This is a genomic window from Sphingomonas sp. 179-A 2A2 NHS (genome assembly GCF_045371305.1).
Taxonomy (GTDB): domain Bacteria; phylum Pseudomonadota; class Alphaproteobacteria; order Sphingomonadales; family Sphingomonadaceae; genus Sphingomonas.
This window is the reverse complement of record NZ_JBIQDE010000008.1, coordinates 49144-69464: the sequence shown is the minus strand read 5'-3', so window position 1 is coordinate 69464 and position 20321 is coordinate 49144. Positions and strand designations below refer to the sequence as shown.

The following is a 20321-nucleotide window of genomic DNA, read 5'->3' as shown; positions in this document are numbered from 1 at the left end:
GAGCGGCAGGCAACCCGGCCATTTCGGCGAAACCGGACCCGCAACGCCTTCCGGCTCGGAACAGGATATTAGGCGCAGCTCGCGCGCCGGCCTTTCCCGAGGACCAGCAGCATGATCAATTTGGACGACCCACAGGCCGTCAAGGAAGCGTCGCGCCGAAATCGCCAGCGCCGCCTTCGTGACCTCCCAAGACCAGTACGCCCCACCCCGCCAACTGACGATTAGGACATGTGGTGTCAAAACCGGACGGTTGTGACACCATGGCTCACCGGTTTGCTGGCTTGCAAGAAGCCGGCGCGAACGCTTCCAAAATGCGGCACTCGGACATGGTGCCGCCCCGGCAGGAGGTCAGCAGCGCAGCCAGCTCGCGCCGGAGCGCGGCGAGGTCCGCGATCTTGCGGTCTATATCGGCCAGATGCCCGCTCGTGAGTTCATCGACCGAGCCGCAGTCGCGGCCAGGCTCACTTGCCAGATCAAGCAATGCGCGCACTTGGTCGAGCGGGAACCCGAGGTCGCGGGCGCGCCGAATGAACGTTAATCGGGATAGATCGTGAGCTGTGTAGGAGCGATAGTTGCCATCCGTCCGCACAGGAGGGTCGATCAAACCTACCTTTTCGTACCAGCGGACCGTTTCGACCTTGGTGGCCGCGGCCTTGGCGAGCTTCCCGATCGTGAGCACTTCGACCATCACTTGACCCTGTAGTGACTACAGGGACTAGATAGGTGGCCATGACGATTCGGTCGAGGTGACGATCATGGCGTGCAACTCCTGCCCTTCCGAGAAGCGGTCGGCGAATGACGGGCCCGCGTGGAGGCGCGTGCTTTGGATCGCGCTCGCCATCAACGCGGGCATGTTCGCGGTCGAGATCGTCGCCGGCATCACTGGCGGCTCGAAGGCGCTGCAAGCCGACGCGCTCGATTTCTTCGGAGATGCCGCCAACTATGCCATCAGCTTGGGCGTCGCAGGCATGGCGTTGACGTGGCGCGCGCGAGCCGCGTTGCTCAAAGGCGCAACACTGGCGGTGTTGGGGATTTACGTCCTGATCGCCACCGCATGGGCAGTGCTTCACGGCGATGTGCCGCAGGCCGGGATCATGGGTGCGATCGGCGTCGCGGCCTTGATTGCGAACGTGATCGTCGCGGTGATGCTGTTCCGGTTCAGGGGCGGCGACGCGAACATGCGATCGGTGTGGATATGCTCGCGCAACGACGCGATCGGCAACGTCGCCGTCGTTGCAGCGGCAGCGGGCGTGTTCGGCACCGGCACGGCATGGCCGGACCTTATCGTCGCGACATTGATGGCCGGGCTTGGTTTGTGGGGCGGCGCGCAGATCGTGCAGCAGGCACGGCGCGAGCTGGCGACCACCCAAGCAGCCCCTATGGTCGCGGCGGAGTAAATCCATGCAAATCGCTTTGACCCGCCACTTCCTGATCGGCACGGCCGCCCTGATCGCAGCGTTGCCCGGCCATGCCGTCAACGCTCAGGATGCACCCACGCCGCAGGCGCAGCCCGCCCCTGAAGCGGAGGAGGAAGGCGAAGATATCGTCGTTCAGGCGACGCGCTCCGGTCGCCGGGTGCAGGACGAACCGATCCGGGTGGAAGTGATCGACCGTGAGGAGATCGAGGAGAAGATCCTCATGGCCCCCAGCAATATCTCAATGGTCGTCGCCGAGACGGGGGGCTTGCGCGTGCAGGTTACATCGCCCGCGATCGGCGCGGCGAACGTGCGCGTGCGCGGGTTGGAGGGCCGCTATACCCAGCTCCTGGCAGACGGTCTTCCGCTCTTTGGTGGGCAGGCGTCCTCCCTTGGGCTGTTGCAGATACCCCCTACCGACCTGGGGCGGGTGGAGGTCATCAAGGGCGCTGCATCCGCGCTCTATGGCCCTTCCGCGCTGGGTGGCGTCATCAACCTTGTCTCGCGTCGTCCCGGCGATGCGCCCGAAGCCGAGTTCCTGTTGAACGCGACGACTCGCAACGGCCAGGATGCGACCGGCTATGCTGCGGCACCGCTCGGGAATGGGTTCAGCGGCTCAATCACGGGCGGCGCGCATCGGCAGCGCCGGCAGGACTTGAATGACGATGGGTGGGCGGACATGCCCGGCTTCGACCGATACACGGTGCGCCCCCGGCTGTTCTGGGAAGGGTCGGACGGAGCCAGTGTGTTCGCCACGGTGGGCGCGATGACTGAGGACCGCGACGGCGGAACCCTACCCGGCCGCGTCGTGCCCGATGGTCGTCCTTACCGACAGGATCAAGATACGACGCGCCTAGACGCAGGCCTTGTGGCCGAGCTGCCCGTTGACGGGCTGGGGACGGTGCGCGTGCGCGCGTCGGGCATGACGCAGGATCACCGGCACCGGTTCGGCGATGTGATCGAGGACGACCGGCACCGCACCGCGTTCGGCGAGGCGTCGATTGCCGACAAGGCGGGCGGAACGAGCTGGGTCGCGGGCATCGCGTTCCAGGTCGATGATTATCGGTCCGAGACGTTCCCGACGTTCGACTACAGCTATACGGCTCCGGGAGTGTTCGGGCAGATCGAGCATGACGTGACCCGCGACGTGACTATCGCCGGCAGCGCCCGCGCCGACTTCCACAGCGACTATGGCACCCGGCTCAGCCCACGCGTGTCGCTGCTTTACCGGCCTGATCGCTGGACCGTCCGTGCGTCGGTCGGGCGCGGGTTTTTTGCGCCCACCCCGTTCGTGGACGAGATTGAGGACGCGGGACTTTCGCGGCTGGAGCCGCTTGGCGGGTTGAAGGCTGAGGTCGCCGACACCGCTTCGCTCGATGTGGGCTACACCCGCGGCCGAACCGAGGTGAATGCTTCGCTGTTCGCGTCTCGCGTCGATAATGCCTTGCGGCTTGATCCGACCGGGCCAGCGAGCGTCCGCTTGGTGTCGGTGGACGGCATGACGCGCGCGCGCGGCGTCGAGCTGCTGGTTCGGCAGCGTTTAAACGATTTCAGCGTGACGGGCAGCTACGTCCATGTCCACGCGACCGAACCCGACCCGATCGGCCAGGGACGCCGCAGCGTCGAGCGCACCCCGCGCGACACGGCGGGCGTGGTGGCCGTCTGGGAGAAGGAGGGCAAAGGCCGGCTCGGCTTCGAGGCCTACTACACTGGCCGGCAGCGACTTGAGGACAACCCCTATCGGGAACGCAGCCGTCCTTACGTCGAACTCGGCGTGTTGGGCGAGATCGTGCTCGGCCGCGCTAGGCTGTTCCTCAATGCCGAGAACATCCTCGGCATCCGGCAGACCAAATACGATCCGATCCTACGCCCCACCCGAGCGCCCGATGGTCGCTGGACGGTCGATGTGTGGGCACCCACCGAGGGGTTCGTGCTGAATGGTGGAGTCCGGTTCCGCTTTGGCGGTAGCTGACAAATACAACGCCGGTGTCACAACCGGTCGGTTCTGACGGGTATGGTTGGGCTACGGCTATCCACGTGCCCGCCGGTGTCAGAAATCAGTGTCAGAACTCGCCGGCCATGGTGGCCGGCGGACGGCGCTGGAATGGCCTGAGGTGTGCCACGTGGCACACCAGTGGATGCACGCTTGCGTGCAGCTAGTGTCGGTGGCGCCGCAGCCCTCCCCCGGAGGCCTTTCGGCGCGGGGAACACCAAGGGCGGCTGCCCTTTCGTTCCCGAACGACAATCGTGCCCCCCGTGTAATCCGCCAACCGCAGTACCCGACGCCTTGTAGGCGTCGACCGCGCTAGGCGGCTCGCCCGCGCCAGGGGCCAGATTCTCGCCCTCCCTCCCCATCCCGTTCCTCGCCGGAAAGGCAGAGCCGGTTGCTGTTGCGACCGGCTTTCAGCCTGAGATGGAAGGGAAAAACGATGAAACGGATCACCGACAACCGGGCTGACATCTATCAGGAGATCACCGACCAGATGATTGCCATGATCGAGGCGGGCACCCGTCCTTGGTCGAAATCGTGGAACGGCAGCACCGCACCCAATATCCCGCTGCGCTCGACCGGCGTTCCCTATCGCGGCATCAACGTGCTGACGTTGTGGGTCGCATCCATGACGAAGGGCTATGCCTCCCCGCACTGGCTGACCTTCAAGCAGGCGCTCGCGCTCGGCGGTTGCGTCCGCAAGGGCGAGAAGGGCTCCACGGTGGTCTATGCCAACAAGATCGAGGTGGACGACGGCAAGGGCGATCAGGCGAGCGACGAAGGCAAGCGTCAGGTCGCGTTCCTCAAGCGTTACACCGTCTTCAACGCCGAGCAGATCGACGGCATCGAGGCGAAATACCCGGCCCCTCCCCCGATCATCACCGCGACCAACCCGGACGAGCGCGACGCCGAGCTGGACACCCTCTTTTCCCGCGTTACCGTGACCGTTCGTCATTACGGTTCCCAGCCCTACTATCAGCCGAGCGGCGATCACGTCGTCATGCCGGCCTTTGCCGATTTCCACGCCAGCGACGCCTATTATTCGACCCTCGCCCACGAGCTTTGCCACGCGACAGGTCATGTCGACCGGCTCGCCCGCCCCACCCTCATGTCCACCAAGCGCGAGGACTATGCCCGTGAGGAACTGGTCGCCGAACTGGGCGCCGCGTTCGTAAGCGGCGCAATCGGCATCAAGCTCCACGACCGGGAGGACCATGCCGCCTATCTGGCGAGTTGGTTGCAGGCACTCCGCAACGACAAAAGGTGCATCTTCACCGCCGCCACACAGGCACAGGCAGCAGCCGACTGGCTGTTGAGCCGGATGGGCGCGGAGAGCGCAGCTCCTATGGAGGAGGCAGCATGAGATAGCCTCCGGCCTTCCTCGGCTCCTGCGCGGGCCGGGGATCATGGCGGGCGCTCGTGGGCGAGCGGTCGGGCCGCGCCGTTCCCTGACGTGACCGGCACCGGCGCCTTCGGCGCCGCTGATCCGCTGGCACGGATCGCGGCCCGGATAGAGGTTCAGGAGGAGCTTGACCCTGCTTCAGGTTTTAATTGAATCCTCATGCGCCCACGCATATATCGGACGCAACATGGCCGTCCCCGCTGTTGCCGCTGGCATCAAGGGGCGGCCTTCTTCATATCTGGGCCGGATGCTTCCGCCCTATACCAAACCCCATCTCAGTTTCACTGACCAGCTCGCCCTCCTCGTGCAGCGCGGCTTGGTCGTGACCGATCCGGCCAGGGCGATCCTCCATCTTCAGCGGATCGGCTATGGGCGCCTCACGCCCTATTGGCAGCCGTTCCAGCAGCTCGTCCCCGATCCCAATGACGCGACGCGGACCGTCCGCACCGAGCAGTTCCGGCCAGGCGCCGAGTTCCGCCACGCAGTCGATCTCTACCTGTTCGACAAGCAGCTCCGCCTTCTCTTCCTCGACGCGATCGAACGGATCGAGGTCGCGCTGCGCGTGGATCTCGCGCACGCCATGGGCAAGCGCGATCCCTTTGCCCACCGATCGCCCGCCTTTCTCGACGCTCGTCGTGCCAACCAGGCAATGCCCGGAGGGGGCACCCGGCACCAGAACTGGCTCACCAAGGCCGATGGGGCGATCGCCCGCTCCAAGGACGACTGGATCAAGGAGTTCTACGCCACCTACAGTCCGCCCGTGCCGATCTGGATGGCAGTCGAGGCATGGGATTTCGGGACATTGTCCTGGCTGCTCGAGATGGCGCATCCCAATGATCGTGCCGCCATCGCCAAGCGCTACGGCCTTCTTCCCAACACGCTGGTGAGCTGGATCAAGACGCTCGCGTTCGTGCGCAACATCAGCGCGCATCACGCCCGTCTGTGGAACGCGGGCATCATCAATCAGCCGCTGGTGCCCAAGCCGTTCGAGGCACCGCAGCTCGTCCATATCGGCAGCGATCTCCATCGTCGCACGCGCGTCTATGGTGCCGCAGCGGTCGCGAGCTACTTCGTCGGGCGGATCAATCCCGGGACATCCTGGCCCGCCCGCATGAAGGGCCACTGGCAGGCGTTCCCGGCCATGCCGTTTGCAAGCCCCATCCAAGGCGGCTTTCTGCCGGGGTGGGACGCAGAAGCGATCTGGGCCTGATCTAACTACCCCGCGGGCGCGACCCTGCCGGGCACGGCTCTATCGGCGCTCGCACGCCGACCGAGCCACCGTGCCGGCGTCTCGGCCCATATGGGTGACGATCCTCGCGTGAGGTGTGCCACGTGGCACACCTATGGCCCCGCGCCTTTCGCGCGGCACGTAGCCGATCATGCGCCGCGGCCCTCCCCCGGAGGCCGCCACCGCGGGGAACACCAAGGGCTGCTGCCCTTTCGTTCCCGAAGCAAAATCGACAGCCCCGTGTGGTCCGCCAAGCGCGGCACCCGACGCCTTGTTGGCGTCGGCCGCGCTAGGGCGGCCTGCCCGCGGCAGGCCATCGATTTCGCTCCTCCCTCCCCGTCCCGCTCCTCGCCGGAGAGGCAGACCCGGTTGCAGCGGCAACCGGCTGCGCCTCGAAAGAAGGAGAAAGGACAATGGCTTACACCCGATACACCGGCGACCCGTACTGGAAGCGGGCGAAGTCCCCCGGCACCAGCGCGGACGGCACCCCATACGCCAAGGGCGAGCGCGTGTTCTTCTATCCGCGCACCGGCGTCACCTACGCAGGCGGCAGCGCGCAGCGCGCCTCGGCCGAGTTCGACGAACTCGCAAGCCTCGAAGGCTGACCCCTCCCCAGCAAATTCCATCGAGATCATGGAGCACATCATCATGGCTATCATCCATCCCAAGCTCTCCCAGCTTCGCCTCTCCCCGCTCAACCAGCGCCGCGTGAAACCGTCTGCCGTTGAAGCGATGGCCGACGATATCGAGGCGCACGGCCTGTTGCAGAACCTCGTCGCCTATGAGGACGACGGCCTGTTGTGGGTTTTCGCTGGAGGGCGGCGCTACCGCGCGCTCAAAATCCTGGTGAAGCGCAAACGCATCAAGAGCAGCGATACCTTCCCCGTCGAGCTGCGGACCAAGGAAGAAGCCATCGAGCTGTCGCTGGCCGAGAACTTCCAGCGCGAGGACATGCACCCGGCGGACAGCATCCGCGCCTTCGCGGCGCTCCGCGACACCGGCATGGACGCCGAGGAGATCGCAGCCCGGTTCGGTCAGGCGGTCAGCTTCGTCTATAAGATGCTCCGCCTGTCCGCGCTCGCCCCGGCGCTGATCGACCTGATCGCCAAGGACCAACTCTCGTTGGAAGCGGCGCGCGCGCTCACCCTCACCGATGACCACGACAGCCAAGTGAAGGTCTGCAAGGCGGCGAACGGCCACGCCCACACCATCCGCCGGATGCTCACCACCGAGAAGGTCGACACCACCAGCGGCGCGTTCCTGTTCGTCGGGCGCGACGCCTATGAAGCCAAGGGCGGCACCATCACCATCGACCTGTTCAGCCAAGGAGCCGAAGGCTTCGCGGATGACCCCGAGCTTGTGCGCGAACTGGCAGAAGAGAAGCTGGACGCAATCGCGGACGAGTATCGCGCCATTGGGTGGCACGAAGTCCGCACAGGCTTGGAACGGCCCTATGACCTATACATGAAGGGCAGCATGTATCCGGCGACCCGCGAGCCGACCGAGGCCGAGGCGGAGCGGCTTGTCGCTATCGACGTCGAGATCGAGGCTATCGCACAGACCGAAGGCAAGGAGAGCACCCGTATCGATCCGCTATCCGAAGAGCGGGACGCGATCACCGAAGGCTTGCGCGCCTTCAACGCCGAGCAGGTGGCGGTCGGAGGCGTGGCACTCTGGGTCGCGCACGACGGATCGCTCGGCAAGAGCTTCTATCGCGCCAAGGCAGAGCCGAAGCCCAAGGCGAGCCATGACGGCCCCGCCCCCCTCTACAGCAACAGCCTGTTCACCGACCTCACCCGCATCAAGACCCGGGCCGTGCAGGAAGCGGTCGCGGCCGACCCGGCGCTGGCGCTCGACATCGTGCTGGACAGCCTTGCCGGGCAGTTGCTCCACGGCGCGCACAGCTTTCAGATGGCGTTGGAGGTGCAGGCCAAGACCGTCGCAACCGACGTGGCGCACGAGTTGATGGCGACTAGCGATGTGCGTTCGGTCGAAGACATGATGGCGACCCGCTTCGCCGCCATCCCTGCCGAAGGCCGGTTCGAGGCGATCCGGGCCATGAACGCTGACGACAAGATGGCGTTGCTCGCCGGCCTTGTTGCGATGACCGTGGACGGCACCGTCTTCGCGGGCGGCTCCCCCGGGCAGCGGCACCATCATTTCGAGCAGATTGCGCGGGCGAGCGGCGTGGACATCGCCACCCGTTGGTCCGCGCCCATCGGCCTGTTCGACAAGATGCGCCGTGCCGCCCTGATCGACCTGTTGCGCGAGGAAGTGGGCGCACCCAGCGCCGAGAATTGTGCGAGCATCAAGAAGAAGGGCGACCTTGCGGTGAACGTGTCCGAGCGGTTGCCCGCCGGATGGCTTCCCGCCCCCATGCAGATCGGTGCGTTCGACCGGGCCGGGCGCGATCCGGACGACTTCGACGCGGACATGGGCGATGACGGCAGCGAGCAGAAGGACGTGACCGACGAGGAAATGGCCTGACAGCAAGGCGGGGGTCTGGCGATAATCAGGCCCCCTTCCCGCTCCCGTTCCGCGTGAGGCGGCCCTGTCGCCGGCGCGCCCGCCCTGGCGGACTGCCGTGGCGACTAGGAAAGCGCATCAGGCCGAGAACGTCGGCCAGCATTACCCGCGGATGACGCGTTTCGCGACGCCAACCGCTGTTCGAAATCATCAACGAGCGTCGTCGCCATCGTCAGACAGTCATAGTCTTCGAACCCGATCCGCAGCGGCAGGTGCTTCTCCATAGGCTCACGGATGTTGCTTGCGCTGATTCGCCCCGCGATCAATCCGCGTACTTCCGTCCTATCATCTGCCCAGACTTGGAACGGGAAGTCTTCCTCGCCACGACTATGACGCCAGCTCTTGCATTCAAGGGCTATCGTGACCGTGGGGTCCGATTTACCATCCCTCCAATAGAACTCATCATCGTTGCGACGCAGTTCTCCTACTGCGGGGAAGTGCGCACGGGGCAGGACCGGCAAGGGATCATGGGTCAGGATCCCAGATGCCAGGAGAAGCTCGCTACGAGACTTCGGCTTAGGTGGCACAGGCGGCAGCGTAAGCTGAAGCCAGTCAGCCTGCTTTGCATGTGGCTTGTCGTTGGCTGTTCGGGGGCCACTCAGCTGGAACGCACCGGAAGCGCTGATCTCGACGAGAACATCTTCGGCCGGACGTGACCCTTTGTTGGACGCGTAGAGAATCGCCTCCGGCCACTCCCGACGGCGGTTCCATTCAACGTGAAACCCGGCGATCTTTGACCGGACGCCGGCCAACCAACTGCGGTATTCACCCTCATATTTCTCAATGTCTGCCTTGGTCACAGGCAGCTTGCCGAGCGGTGAATAAGCAATGCTCGCAATGTCGAAGCCCCTTCCGGTGCCCGGCGACGGAGGAGCGACTTTGCCAGGATCAACTACTACCTCGACCATGGGGGCGAGCGCAGTTACCCGTTCAACGAGCCTATCAACATCAGTAGGCGCGACAGGTTGATACCGCCTCATAGTGACTTCAAGCCGTTCGATCGGGGCGTCAGATCGGTCGACAAAGCGAAGTTCTAGTGCCGGCTCCGCTGACTTGAGCCGCGCGATCTCAGCATCTCTACGTGCGATTTCCTTGGCGCTGTCGTCTGGCTCGGGCTCCTTCAACCAGTGCGTCGGGAGCAATTGCACCGGTAGTCCGAAGTGCTCCGCGGTCATCGCGGCAAAATTGTCGTCCGTCAGCAGAGCGACATCCGCCCCTGCGTCAAGGCTGGCAAGTGCCTGATTGATGATCGCCTGATCATCATGCGAAAGGTCGATGCCCTCCCGGACGGCCGCTTGATTGGGCATGCCCTGGGCGAGCCGTAGAACAACCCGCGGATCAGCCTCGCAGATCAGCTCGCTCCTATCGGCCGTTCGCATCAGCTCGCGAACCTTCGTGCTGATCGCCCGAGCTACCTTGCCGACACGACCCGGCCGCGTCTTCAGCCGGTCAAGTTCGCGGATGACCGGCCCGCACAGGATGACTTCAATCTCGTCGCGACCTAGCTCCTTCCAAGGTTGATCCTTCAGCCCGCGCCCCTGCACAAGGACGTTCGTGTCAGGAAAAATGGTGAGAGTGGAACGATCGTTCATGAGGCAGATGTATCCACGCTTCGCTCGATCTGCCAGCTTCGGCGCCTAAACAATCGAGACGTGCCGAGGTGTGCCACGTGGCACACCTGGCAGCCCGACGCCGAACGCCGACTCTTCTTCCAGTAGGGCCAGCAAATCGCCGAGCGCACGGCGACGGTAGGCGTTGTACCAGCGGCGTCGCCGATGCTCGGCCGCGTCGTGGATCATGTGGCAGCGCTGGCAGAGCGCGGCGAGATTGCGTGCTCCGTTGTCGGTCGGATCGTGGTTGAGGTGCGCACAGGCGATGTAGACCCGCGTGATCCGCACGATTGCTACGAGGTCCGCGCCGGCCACGCGGATGCGACGCCCTCGCCCGTCGCGCCATTGCCGGCGCTCGGCATCCCACCAGCGCCCGTCGCCCAGGTGGAAGACGCGAGCCCCGTGCGGACGCCGGCAATGCTCGCACCGACCCTTCGCACGCCCGAACCGGATCAGCCGCGACAGTTCGGGCCAGTCGATCGGGTAAAGCCAGCGATGTTCGGCCATGATCGGCATGACGATTCTATGAGTCAGGCAAGCCGAGAACGAAAGCAGAAAATCGGGCGTTGTTCGCGCACCGCGAAAGAAGGGCTGCGCGGATCTGCGCAGCCCTGCGTAGCTTAGCCGTTCAGGGCATCCTTGACCGCCTTGGCCGGCACGAACGTCAGCTTCTTGGAGGCGGCGATCTGGATGGTCTCGCCGTTGGCGGGATTGCGTCCTTCCCGCGCCGGGCTGTCTTTCACCTTGAACTTGCCGAAACCGGACAAGGACACCTCGTCACCCTTCACGGCGGCCGTGACGATCGCTGCCATGACATCGTCGACGACCTTGCGGGCATCGACCTTGCTCAGGTTGTGGTTCGCTACCAGCGTTTCAGCGAGTTCGGCATTGTTCATGGTAGTCTCCAAAATATCAGATCGCCTGATAGCTGCCCAATCTCCGATTGGCGACCGCCCCCGTAACGACCGCCAAGGCGGACGCCCCTTCGATGGCGGCTCCGCCGCGGGGAACGCCAAGGGCGCTGCCCTTTCGTTCCCGAACGACAATCGTGCCGCCCGTGTAATCCGCCGAGCGCGGCACCCGGCCTTCGGTGCCGGCCGCGCTAGGGCGGCTCGCCCGCGCCAGCGGCAAGATTCTCGCTCCCCCTCCCCATCCCGTCCTCGCCGGACAGGCAGGGCCGTGAGGCCGAGCGGCCTTGCGGCCCATGCCAACAAGGAGGATCACCACATGCCGACCCCAGAGCAGACCGACACCATCCGCAGCCTCAACGACGTGGCGCGTGCCAACCCGGGCCTAGCCAGTCTCGCCAACGTCACGATGGGTTCCAGGCTCTCCCCGAGCTGGATCGTCTCGCCGCGCTCGTCGCGATCATGCGCTTTGCCAAGTTCGACGGCGACAATGACCCTTATGGCGAGCACGATTTCGGCGCGGTCTATAAGCTCGCAAGCGGACCGTGGACGGAGGACCGTCCGGCCGACGCCGAGACGATCGCGCAGACCGTGTTCTGGAAGATCGACTATTACGACCCGAGCCTCACCTACGGCAGCGAAGCACCATGGGACGAGCGGCTAACCAAGCGCGTGCTCACCATCATGCTAGCGAGCGAATACTAACTCCATCGGAGCCCAAAATCGGGCGCGCGGCGCCCGGTTTTGGGGCACCTGACCCATAAGGGTTAGGCAGTGATTTGTTGAGGAATCGCGTCGTTGAGAGTAGGTTAACGATGAAAGGATGCGACATGGCCCAGATCGATCTCGACATGCTGCGCGAGCGCATCCGCTCGATGGACTTCCATCGCGGCACTCCCGATGAGATCGCGCTCTGGCGCGAGGACGTCGCCGAGGCGCGCGCCAACCTCGTCATCGAGGACATGACGCCCACCGGCGATGAAGATGCGATGTTCGCCATGATGCTGGATGAAGGTGTTCCCCCCTCGCTCATGCCGTCCATCATCCTCGGCCTCTACAAGCCAGGAACTGATCAGATCGCGGCCTGACTTGGGCGACGATCCCTACACTTATCCAGGTACGGACACGCTTCGGAACCGGCTCGGGATCACCGACGACAAGACCCTCACGGAGGCCGAGCGCAGGCTGACGTTGGCGCGCGGCGCGGAAGCCGCGCGCCTGACCTTCCCGGCGACGGCGGACGGCTATCGCGCCCTCCACCACCATCTGTTCCAGGACCTCTATGACTGGGCGGGCCAGGACAGGAGCGTCAACATCGCCAAGGGCGGATCGAACTTCGCGCACGTGCCCTATATCGCCCGCGAGCTCGACAAGCGCTTTGCCGACCTCCGCGCAGGCGACGTGCTGCGCAGCCTTTCCCGCGACGAGTTCTTCGATCGGCTCGGCAACCACATCAATGAGATGAACGCCATCCACCCCTTCCGCGAGGGGAACGGACGGACGATGCGTCATCACGCTGCGCAGCTCGCGAGCGGGGCCGGCCACCCGATCCGGATCGCCTCGATCGACAAGACCGCGTGGATGGACGCGTCCCGCCATGGCTTTCTCACCGGCGATCATCGTCCGATGGCGACGGTGCTCGCCGAAGCGGCGATCCGCCGCGACCTCACGCCCGAGGCGCGCATCGGCCCTGCCGGGATCGCGCTGCTGCCTCAGCGCGCGCCGCCCGAAGGGCAGCGCTACCGGGTGACGCTGACCAAGGCACGCGAGGAGCTGGAACGCTATCTCCCCGCTGCCCGACAGCAGGCGGCGGACCGACTGCGCGGCCTGATCAGGGAAGGCGCCCCCTCCCCTGCGATCGCTGGCGCGCGCACCGAGCTGGCCTATGTCCGTCATGCCAGGGGTCCGGTGTACCAGTCGCACCTTCTCACCTATCTCGGCGTGCGGCAGGTCGATGCGGTCATCACCTCGCAGCAAACCCCGCTCGAACGGGTGCGCGAGATCGGCGCGGCCCTAGGCGTCCAGATCAACTCGCAGCAGCTGGCGCAGCTTCAGCGAGCCGTCCGCTCGCTGGAGCGGCCGATCCTGCCGCCCGGTGCGTCGCCGGGCCAGGAACGGCTCGCCGAGCTGTTCCTGAAGAACACCGCCGAGAAGAACCACGCCGACCCACGTCTCGCGCCCGCCCAGGCGATCGTCGACGACGCCATGCAGAAGGCGCGTGAGCGTGGCGAAAGCGCGCGCATGGTCAACACCGTTGTGGAGTCCACCCGCCAACTCGTCGCCGATCGGATCAAGACCGGCGCCGCGCTCGAAGGGGCGTCCGCCCCGTCGCCCAACCGGATTACGCCGCCTCCGGATCGCGGCAAGGACCGAAGCCGCTAGGCGGAGCCTAGCGTTCGTCGCGTCGGGTCGGGAAGACCGGCCCGCGCACCGTCATCTTGGCGGGGTCGTAGGGCTTCTGCAGGGCGACGATCTCGTCATAGGAGCCGCGCAGCCACGTATCGATGTCCTCGGGCTCCAAGACCGTAATCATCGCCTTGGGATGGATCGGGGCGACGAGCGTGTTCGGGTCGCACGTCACCATCGTGAAGCCGTTCCCGCCCTCTGTGCGCTGCCAGAACCCCGCGACCGCGAACACCGGCTGATCGGTCACGCCGAACCACATTTCTCCTTTCAGCGGCGGTTTGCCGTCGCCCAGGTCGTGCTTATCGGGCGTGAACTCGCAGAATTCGGTGAGCGGCACGAGGCAGCGGTTTTCCGGCTTTTCGGCGAGCTTGCGCCATTGCGGCAACCCGAGCTGGCGCACGTTGGTCATCGGCCATGCAGCCTTACCGCCGAGCACGTCCCAAGTCATTACGTCCCAAGCCCGCTCCCCACCCTGTTCGCGCACCACGTAGTTGCGGCTCTTGGGGCGCAGCTCGCGCGGATCGAAGCGGTTGTCGCGGGGTCGCTCGCTGAACAGCTTCGCGGCCGACCCCCATAGGGTCTCGGGTTCTTTCGACATGCGGGCACGGTTACACATGGGTCAGATATACCGATCCGCGCGACGTCGCCTAGCGAGCGACCGGTATCTCCCCGATCTGGGTGGTCCAGGCCGGGCTCTTCTGCGACCGCTTCGTGTCGAACGATCGTGTGCCGCAGCCCTGGGCGGCAAGAATGACGGTGTTCCGTCCGAACCGACCGTTGAGCCCGTCCATGGCGGCGAGCAGCGCCGGGGCTTTAGGGTCGGGCATCGCAAACAGGTCGGTTTGCTCCTCCCCTTGCGGGGTCAGATCCTCGAGCAGCACGCCGCACTTGGTGTAGACCCCACCAGGCTGGAACATCGCTTCCATCCGGCTCCCGCAGCACCGACGATGCGAAGGACAGTTCCCCTCGGCAGCTCGGCGAGCGGGACCGGCTGCATCAACGGCAGCATCATGATTCCCTTCGCCGCCTTGTAACGCTAGACGGAACGGAAAGGGAACAAGATCAACGCACCGTTCAACGCATCGCTTGGGAGATAGGCCTTATTCTTCCATTCGACGTATGATCGGGCAATCGGGGCGGTCATCGCCGTGGCACCGCTCGACCAAGTCGATCAGCGCCGATTGCATAGCTTTCAAGGCGCGTGCCTTGCGGCCCAGCTCGGCAGCGCGCGCTTTCGCCAGCGCCTTCACTTCGGCGCTCGACCGATCCCGATCCGACCACAAGCCAAGTAGCGTGCGGATCTCCTCGATCGGAAAGCCCAGGTCACGCGCGTTCGCGATGAAACGCAGCCGGTGAACGTCCGGGTCCGAATAGTCCCGGTAGCTCCCGCGCCGGGGCGGTGCGGGCACGAGGTTGATCTTCTCGTAGTGGCGGATCATGCGTTGCGAGACGCCGCTGACCTCCGACGCCGCCCCGATGTTCATAATTTCACCGCGTTGAGGCGCAGCGCGTTGAGGACGACGGCGAACGAGGAAAGCGCCATCGCCGCGCCGGCGAGCATCGGCGACAGCAGGATGCCCGCAACGGGATAGAGCACGCCGGCCGCGACCGGCACGCCAATCCCGTTGAACAGGAACGAGAAGAACAGGTTCTGCCGAATATTCCGCATTGTCGCGCGGGCGAGCTTGCGGGCGCGCACGATCGCCGAAAGATCGCCGCGTGTGAGCGTCATGCCCGCGCTTTCGATCGCGACGTCCGTCCCCGTCCCCATCGCGAGACCAACGTCGGCGGCGGCAAGCGCGGGCGCGTCGTTGATGCCGTCCCCGGCCATCGCGACTGTGGCACCCCCCGCTTTGAGTTCGCCTATAATCCGTGCCTTGTCTTCCGGCCGCAGATCGGCGCGCACATCGTCCAGACCGCCCACGGCCCGAGCAACCGCATCGGCCGTTCCGCGATTGTCGCCCGTCAGCATGATAACGCGCAGACCCTCCTTGCGGAGGGCCGCAATGGCGTCGCGTGCCGACGCCCGCACCGGGTCGGCAACCGCGAGCAAGCCGGCGAGCGCGCCGTCGATCGCGATCAAGATGACGCCAGCCCCTTCGCTTCGATGACGATCGGCCGCAGTGTCGAGTGGCTTGGGATCGGCACCGACCCTGTTCATTTGCGCGGCGTTGCCGATCACCACCGATCGGCCGCCCACCGTGGCACTGACACCCATGCCGGTCTGCGAAGCGAAGTCTGCGACCGTGCCGAGTTGCAATCCGCGTTCCTTGGCGGCGACGACGATCGCGTGGGCGAGCGGGTGCTCGGACTGGCCTTCGACTGCCGCGGCGAGCGCGAGCATGTCGTTCTCTCCGATGGTGCCGGTTGCCTCGATCGCGATCAGCGACGGCTTGCCTTCCGTAAGCGTGCCCGTCTTGTCGATGACCAGCGTATCGACCTTATCGAGCGCCTGTAGGCTTTCGGCATTCTTGACCAGTACGCCGGCCTGCGCGCCGCGCCCGGTGCCGACCATGATGGACATGGGCGTAGCAAGCCCGAGCGCACATGGACAGGCGATCACGAGCACGGCAATTGCGTTGAGGAGGGCATGACCCATACGTGGCTCTGGGCCGACCAGCGACCAGACCACGAAGGTCGCGACCGAGATCACCACGACCAAGGGTACGAACCAGCCCGATACCCGGTCGGCAACAGCCTGGATCGGGGCACGGCTCCGCTGCGCTTCCGCAACCATGCGGACGATGCGCGCCAGCATCGTTTCGGAACCAACCGCGCGGGCTTCCATGACCAGGCTGCCCGTGCCGTTCACCGTTCCCCCGGTGACCGCAGCGTCGACTTCTTTGAGGACGGGAGCTGGCTCGCCGGTGAGCATGGATTCATCGACCGAGGAGCGACCCTCGACGACCACACCGTCGACCGGGATCGCCTCGCCGGGTCGAACCCGCAGCCGGTCTCCGGTCGCCACGTCGGCAAGGCCGACTTCTTCCTCCGAGCCGTCAGACCGCAACCGTCGCGCCGTCTTGGGAGCGAGATCCATGAGGGCGCGGATCGCGCGACCGGTCGCTGCCCTGGCGCGCAATTCGAGCACCTGCCCGAGCAACACCAGCGTCACCACGACGCCGGCAGCTTCGTAATAGACCGGGACCATGCCCCCGTGCATCCGGAACGTCGAAGGGAAGATGCCGGGCGCGAGCGTCGCGACCAGGCTGTAGAGGAATGCCGCACCGACGCCGATTGCGATCAGCGTGAACATATTCAGATGGCGGGTGCGAAGCGACGTCCACCCCCGCTCGAAAAACGGCCATCCCGCCCACAGCACGATGGGCGCAGTGAGTGCGAGCTGGACCCAAGGCGAAGCGGTAGGGCTGACGACGTGGATCCCCGACATTTCGGCGAACATCGAGACGATAAGCAGCGGGATGGTGAGCGCGCCCGCCACCCATAGGCGACGGGTGAAATCGACCAGTTCGGGGTTGGGGCCGTCCTCGAGCGACGGCTCTTCCGGTTCAAGGGCCATGCCGCAGAGCGGGCACGTTCCTGGCCCTTCCTGGCGGATCTCCGGGTGCATGGGGCACGTCCAGATCGCCCCGGGCGCCGCCATCGGCTCGGGCTTTGGCTTGTCGCCGAGATACGCGTCGGGATTGCCGACGAACTTGGTGCGGCAGCCGGCGCTGCAGAAATGATAGGCGTGGCCTGCGTGCTCGGCATGGTGTGCCGTCTTTGCCGGGTCGACCGTCATGCCGCACACGGGGTCCGTTACGGTCGCCGTAGGCTCACCGCCCGCCTTTCCCGAGCAGCAGCCCGCTTTGCCAGCTTGCTCGACAGCCGCAGGTTCGGAGGGCGAGCAGCAGGACGCGGCAGCTTCGGGCTCGATCATATCCGGTTTACCGGCTTGCTTGCCCGAGCAGCCGCAGCCTCCGGCAGAATTAGCGTGGGAATGAGGGTCGTTCATAGAAGAAACTCCTTCGACCCGAGGGTATGTAGGGTCTGACACCGTGTCAGGGTCAAGCCCCCATTTCCAGCGACGCACCGTATGTACTGGTTTACGTCGCCGAACCCGATTGCTCTCGTACCGATCGTTACATTGCCGAAGCCGCCGGCTCGAGGGTTCCCAGCCACGCGACCAGCGCCAGGATCGTGACGGCGCAGCCCGCCTCAACCGCGAGGCTGCGCCGGAGTGCACCGAGCGCTCCCCGATGATCGGCCGCGGCGATCGAGCGCTCGAATGCCGGCGTCAGCCGGAAGCGATTGAGGGCAGCCAGCCCCAGCATCGCGCCGAACAGCACGAGCTTGGCGAGAAGAAGCTGGCCGTAGAGGGTGGTGAAAAGGTTCGGCAGATTGCCGACGCCGACCAGCAGCCAGCCATTCACCAAACCCGTCAAGACGATCGTGCCGACTACAATCGTGCCGACCAGACCGAAGCCGTGCAGTGCGCGATAAGTCAGTCCGAGATGGGCGGCGTCGACGCGACATGGCGCGCGTGCGACGAGCAGCGTCAGCCCGAGGAGCGCGCCGACCCAGGCCCCCGCTGCCAACAGATGCAGAATATCGGACAGCAGATGGACCCAGCCCGTCGCGCCCTCGTCCATCGCGCCGTGACCCGTCCAGGCGAGCGTCGCGAGTGCGGTTCCCGCCGCGAGCGCAACCAGGCCGAGCGGAACGGCACGTCCTGCCGCCATCAGCGCGACGACGGACGCGACTACTAGCGCGACCATGCGCGTCTCCCACGCCGTGCCCGTCGCGGACCCGGTGAGCAGCATTCCGATCGCCTCTCGATCGATCGGCCAAGCTGGGGTGCCGGCCATTGCGGCTGCCAGCAGCGCGAGGGCTATGCCGGAGAGCAGGAGGCCGAGCACGCCGGTCCCGACCAGCCAGGGCCGCAAGGCGAATGCGTCGGCCCGCTCCCCGGCCTTTAGCCCGTAGAGGCTGAAAGCCGACAGGCCGAACAGCCCGCTCAACGTCACATAGAGCGCAAAGCGGACCGCTATCAGCGGCCAGTCGGCCTCCACCTTACTTCACCGCGAAGGCGAAGTTGCCGGCGATCCGGTGCGTGTCGGCCGAAACCACATGCCACGCCACGCTATAGCGGCCTGGGCCGAGCGGCGACTTGGGCGTGACGACCAGCGTTTGGCCATCATTTGCCACCCCTGCCGTGACCGCGACCTTCATCGGCGGGTGCGTCTTGCCGCCGTGCCCCGTCATCATCAGGTCTGCGCCTGAGAATTTCGGCATCAACTTTTCGCTGAACTGCAGGGCGACACGCGCGGGCTTTGCGACGGTCGCGTTGGGCGCGGGCGAGGCCGAGACGAGCTTGGGGTGAGCCTGAGCAGCACTGGCAAGGCCGAGGAGAGCGATGGCAGCAGGAAGGGCGAAACGACGCATGAGGCTACTCCAATAAGGTTCGTGTCCCTTTTTACGCGGCCCGTGATCGCATCCCTCACTCGGCCTTGTGAGGGATGATGGGCAGCGATGCGTAACCAATGATAGAGGGGCGGAGTGGAAAGCATGGACGATCTGGACAGAGCATTGGCGCGACTGGCGGGCGCACCCGCCCCGGCCGCACTGGAGGGTATCGAGGACCAGGTGCTCGCACGCATCGGTAGCCGCCCTGCCGTGCGCGGTTCCGGGCTCGGCATCGGCGTGGTAGCGGTCGCGGCGCTCGCGATCGGGATGGTGGGTGCCGAGCTGCCGGCTACGGCGAACCCCGCCGTATCGCTCGCGCCGCTTGGCGGTGCCTCGCCGCTCGCGCCTTCCGCGTTGCTGATGGGCGAGCCATGACCTCGACCAAGCGGATCGTCCTGTGTGTCTTGCTCGCCTTTCTGGCTGCGATCGGGGGCGTATTCATCGGGCGCGCGCTGCTGCCCCAGCCTAAGCAGCCGGGTGCCGCGCTGCATGACGTTCTGCATCATAAGCTTGCCCTCGATGCCAGTCAGCAGGCGCAATTGAAGGTGCTCGAGGACCGATTCGCGGTGCAGCGCCGTGCGCTCGAGCTGGAGCTGCGCGCCGCCAATGCTCACCTTGCCGAGGCGATCCAGGCTGAGCATGGTAACGGCCCTCGCGTTGCCGCGGCAGTTGATCAGAGCCACGCCGCGATGGGAGAGCTGCAGAAGGCAACGCTGGCGCATATCTTCGCCATGCGCCAGTTTCTGCGGGCCGATCAGACCTCTCAGTTCGACTCTGCGGTGGTGAAGGCGCTCACCGACGGCCAGGGGTGAGTCTCGATTGGACCACGCTGTCGGATGGCGAGCTGGCGACGCTCAGCATCGCCGGCCGACAGGCGGCATTCGCCGAAATCGTGCGGCGTTACCGACAACCGATCTTTCGGCTGTCGCGCGCCTTTATCGGTGATGCCGACGAAGCGTTGGACGTGACCCAGGAGGCGTTCGTGGCGGCCCACCTGGCGCTGTCGCGCTACGATACGACCCGGCCGATGCAGGCATGGCTTACTACTATCGCCGTGAACAAGTGCCGCGACTGGGCCCGGAAACGCGCCGTGCGGCGGTTTCTGTCGTTCGCCTTGCCGAATAACGATCAGGTCGAAGCCATCGCGGACGAGCAGGCCCCGGTCGACGATGCCACGAGCGACCGGCAGGAACTCGACCGCGTCACCCGCGCCATCTCCACCCTGCCAGCGAACCTGAAAGAGCCGCTGGTTCTCCGGACGATCGAGGGTCTCAGCCAGGCCGAGACGGCCGAGGTGCTGGGGATCAGTCAAAAGGCGGTCGAAACCCGCCTCTACCGCGCGCGGGCACGCCTGCTCGAAAAACTCGGCCTCCGGTAAGGGATGGGTGAGCCGGGCGCGTAAACGAGGGCGAAGGGGTCGCCTCGCGCCC

At 65.6% G+C, this 20321-nt stretch carries 20 protein-coding genes and 2 pseudogenes; 12 read left to right on the top strand and 10 right to left on the bottom strand.

The window, feature by feature from the left end; genetic code table 11:
- Nucleotides 1–265: 265 nt before the first annotated feature.
- Nucleotides 266–688, bottom strand: coding sequence for a helix-turn-helix domain-containing protein (locus tag ACH0AE_RS16660; RefSeq protein ID WP_239436818.1), 423 nt, complete (start codon nucleotides 686–688; stop codon nucleotides 266–268).
- A 67-nt stretch (nucleotides 689–755) separates the two neighbouring features.
- Here ACH0AE_RS16660 and ACH0AE_RS16655 point away from each other — a divergent pair, with 67 nt between their 5' ends.
- From ACH0AE_RS16655 to ACH0AE_RS16630, 6 genes are all read left to right on the top strand, one after another.
- Nucleotides 756–1397, top strand: coding sequence for a cation transporter (locus ACH0AE_RS16655; RefSeq protein ID WP_239436819.1), 642 nt, complete (start codon nucleotides 756–758; stop codon nucleotides 1395–1397).
- 4 nt (nucleotides 1398–1401) lie between these two features.
- Nucleotides 1402–3387, top strand: coding sequence for a TonB-dependent siderophore receptor (locus tag ACH0AE_RS16650; protein ID WP_239436820.1), 1986 nt, complete (start codon nucleotides 1402–1404; stop codon nucleotides 3385–3387).
- A gap of 457 nt (nucleotides 3388–3844) precedes the next feature.
- On the top strand, nucleotides 3845–4768 hold the full coding sequence (locus ACH0AE_RS16645) for an ArdC family protein (RefSeq protein WP_406876011.1): 924 nt from the start codon (nucleotides 3845–3847) through the stop codon (nucleotides 4766–4768).
- 226 nt (nucleotides 4769–4994) lie between these two features.
- Nucleotides 4995–6017, top strand: coding sequence for an Abi family protein (locus ACH0AE_RS16640; RefSeq protein ID WP_406876010.1), 1023 nt, complete (start codon nucleotides 4995–4997; stop codon nucleotides 6015–6017).
- 431 nt (nucleotides 6018–6448) lie between these two features.
- Nucleotides 6449–6640, top strand: a complete 192-nt coding sequence (locus ACH0AE_RS16635; protein WP_125946308.1) for a hypothetical protein — start codon at nucleotides 6449–6451, stop codon at nucleotides 6638–6640.
- 43 nt (nucleotides 6641–6683) lie between these two features.
- The gene (locus ACH0AE_RS16630; RefSeq protein ID WP_406876009.1) at nucleotides 6684–8522 is read left to right on the top strand and encodes a ParB/RepB/Spo0J family partition protein; all 1839 of its coding nucleotides are present in this window, start codon (nucleotides 6684–6686) and stop codon (nucleotides 8520–8522) included.
- Nucleotides 8523–8626: 104 nt separating this feature from the next.
- Here the strand turns inward: ACH0AE_RS16630 and ACH0AE_RS16625 are convergent, their stop codons facing one another.
- The 3 genes from ACH0AE_RS16625 to ACH0AE_RS16615 all read right to left on the bottom strand — a co-directional run bounded on the left by ACH0AE_RS16625 (nucleotide 8627) and on the right by ACH0AE_RS16615 (nucleotide 11067).
- Nucleotides 8627–10153: a PIN domain-containing protein gene (locus tag ACH0AE_RS16625; RefSeq protein ID WP_406876008.1), complete on the bottom strand. Its 1527-nt coding sequence runs from the start codon at nucleotides 10151–10153 to the stop codon at nucleotides 8627–8629.
- A 45-nt stretch (nucleotides 10154–10198) separates the two neighbouring features.
- On the bottom strand, nucleotides 10199–10687 hold the full coding sequence (locus ACH0AE_RS16620) for a hypothetical protein (protein WP_406876007.1): 489 nt from the start codon (nucleotides 10685–10687) through the stop codon (nucleotides 10199–10201).
- Between the two features lie 104 nt (nucleotides 10688–10791).
- Nucleotides 10792–11067, bottom strand: a complete 276-nt coding sequence (locus ACH0AE_RS16615; RefSeq protein ID WP_406876006.1) for an HU family DNA-binding protein — start codon at nucleotides 11065–11067, stop codon at nucleotides 10792–10794.
- Nucleotides 11068–11541: 474 nt separating this feature from the next.
- On the opposite strand from ACH0AE_RS16615, the gene ACH0AE_RS16610 reads away from it, so the two are divergent.
- The 3 genes and pseudogenes from ACH0AE_RS16610 to ACH0AE_RS16600 form a co-directional block, all read left to right on the top strand.
- Nucleotides 11542–11784 carry a DUF3768 domain-containing protein gene (locus tag ACH0AE_RS16610; RefSeq protein ID WP_239436556.1) on the top strand — a complete coding sequence of 81 codons (243 nt, stop codon included), beginning with the start codon at nucleotides 11542–11544 and terminating at the stop codon, nucleotides 11782–11784.
- Between the two features lie 125 nt (nucleotides 11785–11909).
- On the top strand, nucleotides 11910–12167 hold the full coding sequence (locus ACH0AE_RS16605; RefSeq protein WP_406876005.1) for a hypothetical protein: 258 nt from the start codon (nucleotides 11910–11912) through the stop codon (nucleotides 12165–12167).
- Between the two features lie 169 nt (nucleotides 12168–12336).
- Nucleotides 12337–13461, top strand: a pseudogene (locus ACH0AE_RS16600) (Fic/DOC family protein); the annotation flags it as partial.
- A 7-nt stretch (nucleotides 13462–13468) separates the two neighbouring features.
- Here ACH0AE_RS16600 and ACH0AE_RS16595 read toward each other — a convergent pair.
- From ACH0AE_RS16595 to copC, 6 genes and pseudogenes are all read right to left on the bottom strand, one after another.
- Nucleotides 13469–14101, bottom strand: a complete 633-nt coding sequence (locus ACH0AE_RS16595) for an SOS response-associated peptidase family protein (protein WP_239436559.1) — start codon at nucleotides 14099–14101, stop codon at nucleotides 13469–13471.
- 31 nt (nucleotides 14102–14132) lie between these two features.
- A pseudogene (locus ACH0AE_RS16590) lies at nucleotides 14133–14414 on the bottom strand (DUF4113 domain-containing protein); the annotation flags it as partial.
- Nucleotides 14415–14585: 171 nt separating this feature from the next.
- Nucleotides 14586–14969 (bottom strand): MerR family DNA-binding protein, encoded by a 384-nt coding sequence (locus ACH0AE_RS16585; RefSeq protein ID WP_239436560.1) that lies wholly within the window; start codon nucleotides 14967–14969, stop codon nucleotides 14586–14588.
- A complete protein-coding gene (locus tag ACH0AE_RS16580; RefSeq protein ID WP_274616077.1) occupies nucleotides 14966–17365 on the bottom strand; it encodes a heavy metal translocating P-type ATPase in 2400 nt (799 codons plus the stop codon). The genes ACH0AE_RS16585 and ACH0AE_RS16580 overlap by 4 nt, the downstream gene beginning before the upstream one ends.
- A 202-nt stretch (nucleotides 17366–17567) precedes the next feature.
- Nucleotides 17568–18497 carry a copper homeostasis membrane protein CopD gene (copD, locus tag ACH0AE_RS16575; protein WP_342453538.1) on the bottom strand — a complete coding sequence of 310 codons (930 nt, stop codon included), beginning with the start codon at nucleotides 18495–18497 and terminating at the stop codon, nucleotides 17568–17570.
- A 1-nt stretch (nucleotide 18498) separates the two neighbouring features.
- Nucleotides 18499–18870, bottom strand: a complete 372-nt coding sequence (copC, locus tag ACH0AE_RS16570; RefSeq protein ID WP_239436561.1) for a copper homeostasis periplasmic binding protein CopC — start codon at nucleotides 18868–18870, stop codon at nucleotides 18499–18501.
- Between the two features lie 123 nt (nucleotides 18871–18993).
- Here copC and ACH0AE_RS16565 point away from each other — a divergent pair, with 123 nt between their 5' ends.
- The 3 genes from ACH0AE_RS16565 to ACH0AE_RS16555 are packed head-to-tail and all read left to right on the top strand — an operon-like array spanning nucleotide 18994 to nucleotide 20269.
- A complete protein-coding gene (locus ACH0AE_RS16565; RefSeq protein WP_239436562.1) occupies nucleotides 18994–19266 on the top strand; it encodes a hypothetical protein in 273 nt (90 codons plus the stop codon).
- Nucleotides 19263–19703: a periplasmic heavy metal sensor gene (locus ACH0AE_RS16560; RefSeq protein ID WP_239436563.1), complete on the top strand. Its 441-nt coding sequence runs from the start codon at nucleotides 19263–19265 to the stop codon at nucleotides 19701–19703. Before ACH0AE_RS16565 ends, ACH0AE_RS16560 begins: the two co-directional genes overlap by 4 nt.
- Complete coding sequence (locus tag ACH0AE_RS16555) at nucleotides 19700–20269, top strand: RNA polymerase sigma factor (RefSeq protein ID WP_239436564.1); 570 nt, start codon at nucleotides 19700–19702, stop codon at nucleotides 20267–20269. Before ACH0AE_RS16560 ends, ACH0AE_RS16555 begins: the two co-directional genes overlap by 4 nt.
- Nucleotides 20270–20321 lie beyond the last annotated feature (52 nt).